Genomic DNA, 9,699 nt, shown 5'->3' on the forward strand with positions numbered 1-9,699 from the left:
TTCAACGTAGGAACGGGCCCGCCCGCACCGCCTCGGACGCGAGCCGCAACAGGGCGGGGCCTTTCGGCCGGGGACCGCGGCCCTAGGCCCACAGACGTAGGCGGCCGCCGTCACAGGTCCGATCCGCGCTGTCACACCCCGCCGGTACCGTGAGGACATGAGTCAAGGTCCCGGGTCCGGCCTCGCCGCGGTGAGCTCCGCGCTGCTGGCCATGAGCAGGCATCTGGAGGTGCGCGACGTCCTCAAGACGATCGTCGCCTCGGCCCGCGAACTGCTGGACGCCCAGTACGCCGCGCTCGGCGTCCCGGACGACCACGGCGGCTTCGCCCAGTTCGTGGTCGACGGTGTCAGCGACGCGCAGTGGAAGGCCATCGGCCCCCTCCCGCGCCAGCACGGCATCCTCGCGGCGATGCTCCACCAGGCCAGGCCGGAGCGCCTCGCCGACGTCCGCAAGGACCCCCGCTTCGAGGGCTGGCCCTCCGCCCACCCGGACATGTCCGACTTCCTGGGCCTGCCGATCCGCGACGGCGACGAGGTCATCGGCGCGCTGTTCCTCGCCAACAAGAACTGCGCCAAGCCACAGGGCGCCTGCGGCTTCACCGAGGAGGACGAGGAACTGCTCTCCATCCTCGCCCAGCACGCGGCCATCGCCCTGACCAACGCCCGCCTGTACGAACGCAGCCGCGAACTGACCATCGCCGAGGAACGCTCGCGCCTCGCCCACGAACTGCACGACGCAGTCAGCCAGAAACTGTTCTCCCTGCGCCTGACCGCACAGGCCGCCGCCCGCCTCGTCGACCGCGACCCCTCCCGCGCCAAGGGCGAACTGCAGCAGGTGGCCGTGCTCGCCGCGGAGGCCGCCGACGAACTGCGCGCCGCCGTCGTCGAGCTGCGCCCCGCCGCGCTCGACGAGGACGGCCTCGTCGCCACCCTGCGCACCCACGTCCAGGTGCTCGACCGCGCCCACAGCGCGCGCGTGACCTTCGCCGGCAACGGCATACGCGCCCTGCCCGCGGCCCAGGAGGAAGCGCTGCTGCGCGTCGCCCAGGAGGCCCTGCACAACGCCTTGCGCCACTCGGGCGGGCAGGCCGTCGACGTGACCCTGGACCGGCGCGGCAGCGGTGCCGTGCTGCGGGTCATGGACGACGGCGGCGGTTTCGACCCGCAGTCCGTGCGCAGGGCCGGCCGTCACCTGGGCCTGGTCTCCATGCGGGACCGGGCGAGCGGGGTCGGCGGCACACTGACGGTGGAATCGGCGCCCGGCAAGGGCACCACGATCGAGATGGAGGTCCCCGGTGGCTGACCCAATCAAGGTGCTGCTGGTCGACGACCACCAGGTGGTCCGCCGGGGCCTGCGGACCTTCCTTGAGGTGCAGGACGACATCGAGGTCGTCGGCGAGGCCGCCGACGGCGCCGAAGGAGTCGCCCGCGCCGAGGAACTGAAGCCCGACGTCGTCCTCATGGACGTCAAGATGCCGGGCATGGACGGCGTCGACGCCCTGCGCAAGCTCCGCGAGCTGAACAACCCCGCGCGCGTGCTGATCGTCACCAGCTTCACCGAGCAGCGCACGGTGGTCCCGGCGCTGCGGGCGGGCGCCGCCGGTTACGTCTACAAGGACGTCGACCCCGACGCGCTGGCCGGCGCCATCCGCTCGGTCCACGCCGGGCACATCCTGCTCCAGCCCGAGGTCGCGGGCGCCCTGCTGTCCCAGGAGGACACCGGCTCCGGCCAGGGCAGAGCCGGCTCCCTGACGGAACGGGAGCGCGAGGTGCTCGGTCTGATAGCCGACGGCCGCTCCAACCGGGAGATCGCCCGCGCGCTCGTGCTGTCCGAGAAGACGGTCAAGACGCACGTCTCGAACATCCTGATGAAACTCGACCTGGCGGACCGCACCCAGGCGGCACTGTGGGCCGTACGCCATGGCGTGACCGGGTGAAAGGCCCTCCGCACGGCAATACGGAGGGTTCCGCTCCGGACTGAGATTCATACCGTCGTGGGAATGTCCCCCGGATGGCGCACCCTTCATGGATCTCCGCCGTTCTCCAAGGCGTGCTGCGGCGCCTGTCGCGGCAATCGCAAGGAGGGCTCAGAAGTGAAGAACCTGAAGAAGGTAGCGGCCGTGACGATGGTGGCCGGCGGGCTGGTCGCCGCCGGTGCCGGCATGGCCTCGGCCACCGACGGCGGCTCCTTTGCCGACGGCAAGGCCGTGGGCTCCCCGGGCGTCGGTTCGGGCAACGTCGTCCAGGCCCCGGTGCACATCCCGGTGAACGCGGTCGGCAACAGCGTGAACGTCATCGGCGTGCTGAACCCGGCGTTCGGCAACCTCGGCGTCAACCACTGAGCTGCGCCGCACCGGCGGTGGTGACCTCCGGCCTTCCGGGTCTTCCCGGGGGGCCGGTCAGCTTGTCCGCTCAATGATCCGAACGGGCAGTTCACGGCGGTGTTCCGTGCCGTTCATGACGTGCCGGGCGTTGATCAGCCTAAGACCCGCGGCCGGGTCGGACACGCAAACGCAGGAGGAACGCTTCCCATGAACATCGCCAAGAAGGCCGCCGTGGCCCTCGCCGTCGCCGGCGCCGCCGCTGGCGCTTCCGCCGGTGCCGCTGTCGCTGACGCGGGTGCCGACGGCGCGGCCGTGAAGTCGCCGGGCGTCGGCTCGGGCAACCTCATCCAGGTTCCCGTCCACGTCCCCGTCAACGTCGTCGGCAACACGGTCAACGGCATCGCCGGCCTGAACCCGGCGTTCGGCAACACGGGCGCGAACGACTGACGTCGGGTCCGAGCCGGCCAAGGGCCCCGCAAGTCAACGATGACTCGCGGGGCCCTTGGCATGCGTGCGACAGACGCGGCGGCCCTTCGGCTGCGGGCCGGTGGGGGCTGGTCGCGCAGTTCCCCGCGCCCCTTCGGGGCGCTGCCCCATGCCCACCCCGGCAGGCGGTGCCGATACAGCCGCTGATCCTGCGGGCATGAGTGCCGCCTGGGGCGGCCCCGCTGCCAAAGAGAGGCGGCACCCCGTCAGCGCCGGGCTGCGCAACCCACCCCAGCAGCCCCAACCCCGGTCACCGTCGAACCCCGCTCACCGCACCCCCCGCTCCCGCTCCTCCACAACGGAGTTGTACGCGGCGACCTGCGCCCGCCGAGCCGTCCGCTCAACCGGCCGCAGAGCCACCGCCCGCGCGGACATCTCACTCGCGCTCACCGCACCCCCGTGCCCGCTCTCATACGCCACGGCGACCAGCACTCCCACCCGCTGCGCCAGCTCCAGCACCCGCACCGCCCGCGGCGGATACCCCGGTGCCAGAATCTCCCTCCCGTCCGCCGCCCGACCACCGCCCAATTGCTCGGCCCGCGCCCGATACGCGTCGATCGCCGCCTCGGCCACCGGCCCCGACCCGGCGACGTCCAACCGCGACAGCACCTCCGTCGCCTCCCGCAAGGCCTCCGCGAGCTCCCGTTCCGCCTCGCCCAGTGACGGCACATCCGCGGGCGGCGCCTCCCGCACCGGCAGCACATGCCACACCACCTCGACATGCACATCGCCGTCGGGCCCGGCCTCGTACACCTCCGGCACCAGCCCGAACGCGGTGCCGTGACAGATCACCGCCTCCTCGGCGTCCAGCGCCCGCGCGTTGAACTCCGGCGGCCCGCTCAGCCCCAGCGGATGCCCCGGCGCGGGCAGCGCGACCCGCAGCCCGGTCGCGCCGAGCGTCCGCAGCCGTCCCAGGGCCAGAGTCAGCCCGACGGGCGCGGACTCGCCCGGCAGGCCCTCCACCCGGTGCACGGCGTCGTCGCCGACGATCGCGAGTACGGCGTCATCCGGAGAGACAAGTCCGGCCAAGAGGGCATTTCCCCAAGAGGCAAGGCGTCCTGAACGTGGTTCCGAGAGCATGCCCCCACCCTAAGGACCGGACCGATGGAATGGAGCGGGCGACCGGTGGCGTAGATTTCCTTGAGGGCTGCGCCCACAGGAGCACGCGCCAGCCGAGACGCCGAGACCGGTCACACTGCAAGGGGAGACAACGCGCTCATGAGCGATGTTCTGGAGCTTCAGGACGTATCCGTGGTCCGTGAGGGCCGGGCTCTGGTGGACCAGGTCTCCTGGTCGGTCAAGGAGGGCGAGCGCTGGGTGATCCTCGGCCCCAACGGCGCCGGCAAGACCACCCTCCTCAATGTCGCGTCCAGCTACCTCTTCCCCAGCAAGGGCACCGCCACCATCCTCGGCGACACCCTCGGCAAGGTCGACGTCTTCGACCTGCGCCCGCGCATCGGCATGGCCGGCATCGCCATGGCCGACAAGCTCCCCAAGCGCCAGACCGTCCTGGAGACCGTGCTGACGGCCGCGTACGGCATGACGGCGACCTGGCACGAGGACTACGACGAGGTCGACGAGCAGCGCGCCCGCGCCTTTCTCGACCGCCTCGGCATGAGCGACTTCCTGGAGCGCAGGTTCGGCACGCTCTCCGAGGGCGAGCGCAAGCGCACCCTCATCGCCCGCGCCCTGATGACCGACCCCGAGCTGCTCCTCCTCGACGAACCCGCCGCCGGTCTCGACCTCGGCGGCCGTGAGGACCTCGTACGCCGCCTCGGCCGTCTCGCCCGCGACCCCATCGCCCCCTCGATGATCATGGTGACCCACCATGTCGAGGAAATCGCCCCCGGCTTCACCCACGTCCTGATGATCCGTCAGGGCAAGGTGCTCGCCGCCGGCCCGCTGGAGCTCGAACTCACCTCCCGCAACCTCTCTCACTGCTTCGGCCTCCCGCTCGTCGTCGAGCAGGTCGGCGAGCGCTGGACCGCCCAGGGCCTCCCGCTGTCCTGACCTCACGCGCCGCATACGTGAACTCCCCGCGAAATCACGGGTAAGAAGGCCGTGTCAACCTGATCTGCGCCCTGTCGGCGGCAGGTTGTGCGGTCCTACCATGACCATGTGAACGACATCGACGCATGGGTGTGGTGGCTCATCGGCGCGGCCGCGCTCGGAATTCCGCTCGTGATCACCGCCATGCCCGAACTCGGCATGCTCGCCCTGGGCGCGGTGGCCGCCGCGGGCGTGGCCGGCCTCGGCGGCGGCATCGTCCTCCAGGTCGTCGTCTTCGTCGCCGTCTCCGTGGCCCTGGCCGCCGCCGTACGGCCCGTCGCCGCACGGCACCGCAACGAGCGGCCCCAACTCGTCTCCGGTGTCGAGGCGTTGAAGGGCAAGCAGGCGGTCGTACTGGAACGGGTCGACGCCACCGGTGGCCGGATCAAGCTCGCCGGGGAGGTCTGGTCGGCCCGCTCCCTCGACGGCGAACGCGCCTACGAGGTAGGGCAGGAAGTGGACGTCGTGGACATCGAGGGAGCCACGGCGATCGTCATGTGACCTCGCACGACGCAACTGGGGAGAACACCCCACGGGCCACGCGACGGTCTGTCAGACTCGACCGGCAAGATCTTCAACAAGCATAAGATCTGCACCAATTAGGATCCGCAGGATCTGCGACAGCGCCGAGGCGGAGAAGGGTACGGGGAGCCGACGATGGAACCGGTCATCATCGTCTTGATCATTCTGGTGGTGTTGGTCTTCATCGCCCTGATCAAGACGATCCAAGTCATCCCACAGGCCAGCGCCGCCATCGTCGAGCGCTTCGGCCGCTACACGCGGACACTGAACGCGGGCCTCAACATCGTCGTCCCGTTCATCGACACCATCCGCAACCGCATCGACCTGCGCGAACAGGTCGTGCCGTTCCCGCCGCAGCCGGTGATCACCCAGGACAACCTGGTCGTCAACATCGACACCGTCATCTACTACCAGGTGACCGACGCCCGGGCCGCCACCTACGAAGTCGCCAGCTACATCCAGGCGATCGAGCAGCTCACCGTCACCACGCTGCGCAACATCATCGGCGGCATGGACCTGGAACGCACCCTGACCTCCCGCGAGGAGATCAACGCGGCCCTGCGCGGCGTCCTCGACGAGGCCACCGGCAAGTGGGGCATCCGCGTCAACCGTGTCGAGCTCAAGGCGATCGAGCCGCCCACCTCCATCCAGGACTCGATGGAGAAGCAGATGCGCGCCGACCGCGACAAGCGCGCCGCGATCCTCACCGCCGAAGGTACGCGCCAGGCCGCCATCCTCACCGCGGAAGGCGAGAAGCAGTCCCAGATCCTGCGCGCCGAAGGTGAGGCCAAGGCCGCCGCCCTGCGTGCCGAGGGCGAGGCCCAGGCCGTCCGCACGGTATTCGAGGCGATCCACGCCGGCGACCCCGACCAGAAGCTTCTCTCCTACCAGTACCTCCAGATGCTCCCGAAGATCGCCGAGGGCGACGCCAACAAGCTCTGGATCGTGCCCAGCGAGATCGGCGACGCCCTCAAGGGCCTCTCCGGCGCCATGGGCAACTTCGGCCCCCTGGGCGGCGGTTCGGGCGGAGGCAACTCCGGCAGCGGCACGGAACGCCGGGAGAAGCCGAGCATCGACTGACGCCGACACGGCCGTACGACAAAGGGGTCCGCCTTCTTCCGAAGGCGGACCCCCTCACGCATCGACTAGGCGGCGGAACGGCCCAGCCACTCCGGCAGCGCCCGGAAGTCCTCGTGACCCAACGACAACAGCATCGCGTCCGCCGGAGTCGGCTCGAACGGCTCCCGCAGCAACGGCATCCCCGCCTCGTCCGGGGTCCGATTGGCCTTGCGGTGGTTGTCCTCCGCGCACGAGGCCACCGTGTTCAGCCAGGTGTCCCGACCACCCTGCGACCGCGGCACCACGTGGTCCACGGTCGTCGCCCGCCTGCCGCAGTACGCGCACCTGTGCCGGTCACGTACCAGGACACCCCGCCTCGACCACGGCGCTTGTCTTCGGAAGGGCACCCGTACGTACCTGCACAGCCGGATCACCCGGGGCGCCGGTATGTCGACCGCGGCTCCGCGCATGCGCAGCTCGGGGTGGGACTGCTCGACAACGGCCTTGTCCTGAAGCACCAGAACGACGGCACGGTTCAACGTCACCGTCGACAGCGGCTCGAAGCTCGCGTTCAGTACCAGCGTGTCCCGCATACCAGCCCACCTCCTGTGTGCACCGGCCCACCCCATGGCGGGCTGGGATCAACTCTGGCCGGGCACGCCGAGATGGACAACGAAATAAAAAATGCCCGCCTCTGATCACTTCCAAGACCAGAGGCGGGCAAACGTTCCGTGAACGTCAGTCTTCGGCGGGCACCTCGTACTCACCGATCAGCTGGGCGCGCGCGATCGTGCGGAACCGCAGATTGAAGCCCACGGCGGCGGGCGAGGCGTCCGCGTCCGGACCGAGCTTCTCCTGGTCCACGGCGTACACCGTGAACACATACCGGTGCGGCCCGTCCCCGGCCGGCGGCGCCGCACCGCCGAAGTCCTTCGACCCGTAGTCGTTGCGCGCCTGCACCGCACCCTCGGGCAGCCCCTCGAACTTGCCGCTGCCCGCACCCACCGGCAACTCGGTCACCGAGGCCGGAATGTCGAACACGACCCAGTGCCAGAACCCGCTCCCCGTAGGGGCGTCCGGGTCGTAGCAGGTCACGGCGAAGCTCTTGGTCTCGGGCGGGAAGCCCTCCCACCGCAGCTGCGGCGAGGTGTTGCCGGCCGCGTGGACCTGAGCGTCCTTGAGGGTCGTCCCCTCCTCGACGTCCTCGCTCGTCACCGCGAACGACGGCACGGGCGGATGGAAGTCGTGGGGGAGCGGCCGCCTCTTGAGCTCGGTCACCTCGGGTACCTCCTGATCGGACGGTTCAGTGGGTTCCGAGCCTAGAACCAGTTGCGCTTGCTGCCGACTTCGGACAGCCACTGGTTCAGGTACGCGGTCCAGTCGGTGCCCTGGAAGTCGTTGAGCCCCACCTTGAAGGACCGGTAGGTGTCACTGCCCTCACTGAACAGACCGGGCTTCTTGTCCATCTCCAGAACGACGTCCATCGCGTCCTGGTCCGCGACGAAGCTCAACTCGACCTGGTTGATACCCCGGTACTGCTGCGGCGGCAGGAACTCGATCTCCTGGTAGAAGGGCAGCTTCTGCCGCGTACCCCGGATGTGACCGCGCTCCATGTCCGCGTTCTTGAACCGGAAGCCCAGCTGGACGAACGCGTCCAGGATCGCCTTCTGCGCCGGCAGCGGGTGCACATTGATCGGGTCCAGGTCACCGGAGTCCACCGCACGGGCGATCTCCAGCTCCGTGGTCACCCCGATGTCCATCCCGCGCAGCGACTGCCCGTCGATCATCGTGATCGGCGTCTCCCACGGGATCTCAATGCCGAACGGCACCGCGTGCACCGCATTGGCCTGGAGCTCGAAGGCGCCACCGAGCCGCACCTTGGCGAACTCGATGTCCTGCTTGTACTCCTGGTCGCCGCTCTCGACCTCGACCTTTGCCTGCAGACCGACCGACAGCCCCTCGATCTGCTGGTTGACGGACCCACCCTGGATCCGCACCTCACCCTGCACCACACCGCCCGGCACGACGTTGACCTCGGTCAGCACGGTCTCGACCGAGGCACCACCGGAACCCAGACTCGCGAGCAGCTTCTTGAACGCCATGTCTCTCCCTCTACGAGTGCACTCTTGATCCCTACAAACGCGATCCGGCCGTGGCCGGTTCCGCGCCCTCACCCTCGCAAGGTGCGAGCCCGCTGACCACCCCGTGACCGCCACCCGTCTGCACTACCCTCGGACGGCATGATCGCGACCCCCGACCGTACGCCTCTTTCCAGGAGCTTCTTCGACCGGCCCGTACTGGAAGTCGCCCCCGACCTCCTCGGCCGCATCCTCGTTCGCTCCACCCCGGACGGTCCGATCTCCCTCCGCCTCACAGAGGTGGAGGCCTACGACGGCCAGAACGATCCCGGCTCCCACGCCTATCGCGGCCGCACGCCCCGCAACGACGTGATGTTCGGTCCGCCCGGACACGTGTACGTCTACTTCACGTACGGCATGTGGCACTGCATGAACCTGGTGTGCGGTCCCGACGGCACCGCGAGCGCGGTCCTGCTGCGCGGCGGAGAGATCATCGAGGGTGCCGAGCTCGCTCGCAAACGTCGACTCTCGGCCCGAAATGACAAGGAACTGGCCAAAGGACCGGCTCGCCTGGCGACCGCCCTCGGCGTGGACCGGGCCCTGGACGGCACGGACGCCTGCGCCTCCGGCGAGACACCGTTGAGGATGCTGGCCGGCACCCCGGCCACATCTGACCAGGTACGAAACGGACCACGCACCGGCGTGGCCGGCGACGGGGGCAACGGCGACATCCACCCCTGGCGCTTCTGGGTCGCCAACGACCCGACAGTCAGCCCTTATAGGGCCCATGCCCCGAGGCGCCGCCCAAGTTGACTCGCCATGGGGAGGCGCGTAACGTAGCCCGAGCCGCTGAACCGGGTACGGCAATCGCCAGCAGCCGGAGCGGCCAACCCACTACCTACGACATCCCCTTGGCGGGGTCGAATTCGGTGTGCCCGCATGCCTGAATTCAGAACCGCAGAGCTCGATTATGAGCTGGACGGGGAATCGGCTAGCGTAGTGAATGTCGAAAGGCCGACGAGCGAAAGCCCAAAGTCTTCCGGCGAATCCCGCCGACAGGGAATCAGGCCCGAAAGGATCTGATAGAGTCGGAACCGCCGGAAAGGGAAACGCGAAAGCGAGAACCTGGAAAGCACCGAGGAAATCGGATCGAGAAAAGATCTGATAGAGTCGGAAACGCA

Annotated in this window: 12 protein-coding genes; 8 read left to right on the forward strand and 4 right to left on the reverse strand. The window is 69.3% G+C overall.

The window, feature by feature from the left end; genetic code table 11:
- Positions 1 to 157: 157 nt before the first annotated feature.
- From AB0Q90_RS09580 to AB0Q90_RS09595, 4 genes are all read left to right on the forward strand, one after another.
- Positions 158 to 1,303 carry a GAF domain-containing sensor histidine kinase gene (locus AB0Q90_RS09580; protein WP_363164754.1) on the forward strand — a complete coding sequence of 382 codons (1,146 nt, stop codon included), beginning with the start codon at positions 158 to 160 and terminating at the stop codon, positions 1,301 to 1,303.
- Entirely contained in the window at positions 1,296 to 1,937 is a 642-nt protein-coding gene (locus AB0Q90_RS09585) for a response regulator transcription factor (RefSeq protein ID WP_363164753.1), read from the forward strand. Before AB0Q90_RS09580 ends, AB0Q90_RS09585 begins: the two co-directional genes overlap by 8 nt.
- A gap of 156 nt (positions 1,938 to 2,093) precedes the next feature.
- Entirely contained in the window at positions 2,094 to 2,342 is a 249-nt protein-coding gene (chpE, locus tag AB0Q90_RS09590; protein WP_363164752.1) for a chaplin ChpE, read from the forward strand.
- Positions 2,343 to 2,531: 189 nt separating this feature from the next.
- Positions 2,532 to 2,771 (forward strand): chaplin family protein, encoded by a 240-nt coding sequence (locus AB0Q90_RS09595; protein ID WP_363164751.1) that lies wholly within the window; start codon positions 2,532 to 2,534, stop codon positions 2,769 to 2,771.
- A gap of 306 nt (positions 2,772 to 3,077) precedes the next feature.
- Here AB0Q90_RS09595 and AB0Q90_RS09600 read toward each other — a convergent pair whose 3' ends face one another.
- Positions 3,078 to 3,890 carry a hypothetical protein gene (locus tag AB0Q90_RS09600; RefSeq protein ID WP_363164750.1) on the reverse strand — a complete coding sequence of 271 codons (813 nt, stop codon included), beginning with the start codon at positions 3,888 to 3,890 and terminating at the stop codon, positions 3,078 to 3,080.
- Between the two features lie 138 nt (positions 3,891 to 4,028).
- On the opposite strand from AB0Q90_RS09600, the gene AB0Q90_RS09605 reads away from it, so the two are divergent.
- The 3 genes from AB0Q90_RS09605 (at position 4,029) to AB0Q90_RS09615 (ending at position 6,461) form a co-directional block, all read left to right on the forward strand.
- Entirely contained in the window at positions 4,029 to 4,820 is a 792-nt protein-coding gene (locus AB0Q90_RS09605; RefSeq protein WP_363164749.1) for an ABC transporter ATP-binding protein, read from the forward strand.
- 108 nt (positions 4,821 to 4,928) lie between these two features.
- Entirely contained in the window at positions 4,929 to 5,360 is a 432-nt protein-coding gene (locus AB0Q90_RS09610; protein ID WP_363164748.1) for an NfeD family protein, read from the forward strand.
- Positions 5,361 to 5,516: 156 nt separating this feature from the next.
- Positions 5,517 to 6,461, forward strand: a complete 945-nt coding sequence (locus AB0Q90_RS09615) for an SPFH domain-containing protein (protein ID WP_363164747.1) — start codon at positions 5,517 to 5,519, stop codon at positions 6,459 to 6,461.
- A gap of 65 nt (positions 6,462 to 6,526) precedes the next feature.
- On the opposite strand, the gene AB0Q90_RS09620 is transcribed toward AB0Q90_RS09615, so the two are convergent.
- The 3 genes from AB0Q90_RS09620 to AB0Q90_RS09630 all read right to left on the reverse strand — a co-directional run bounded on the left by AB0Q90_RS09620 (position 6,527) and on the right by AB0Q90_RS09630 (position 8,542).
- Positions 6,527 to 7,033, reverse strand: a complete 507-nt coding sequence (locus tag AB0Q90_RS09620; RefSeq protein ID WP_363164746.1) for an HNH endonuclease — start codon at positions 7,031 to 7,033, stop codon at positions 6,527 to 6,529.
- Between the two features lie 145 nt (positions 7,034 to 7,178).
- Entirely contained in the window at positions 7,179 to 7,718 is a 540-nt protein-coding gene (locus tag AB0Q90_RS09625) for a YbhB/YbcL family Raf kinase inhibitor-like protein (protein WP_363164745.1), read from the reverse strand.
- Positions 7,719 to 7,759: 41 nt separating this feature from the next.
- Positions 7,760 to 8,542 (reverse strand): sporulation protein, encoded by a 783-nt coding sequence (locus tag AB0Q90_RS09630; RefSeq protein ID WP_363164744.1) that lies wholly within the window; start codon positions 8,540 to 8,542, stop codon positions 7,760 to 7,762.
- Between the two features lie 138 nt (positions 8,543 to 8,680).
- On the opposite strand from AB0Q90_RS09630, the gene AB0Q90_RS09635 reads away from it, so the two are divergent.
- Entirely contained in the window at positions 8,681 to 9,331 is a 651-nt protein-coding gene (locus tag AB0Q90_RS09635; RefSeq protein WP_363164743.1) for a DNA-3-methyladenine glycosylase, read from the forward strand.
- Positions 9,332 to 9,699: the final 368 nt, after the last annotated feature.

Origin of the sequence: Streptomyces sp. NPDC079141, assembly GCF_040686775.1 — a bacterium.
GTDB lineage: Bacteria > Actinomycetota > Actinomycetes > Streptomycetales > Streptomycetaceae > Streptomyces.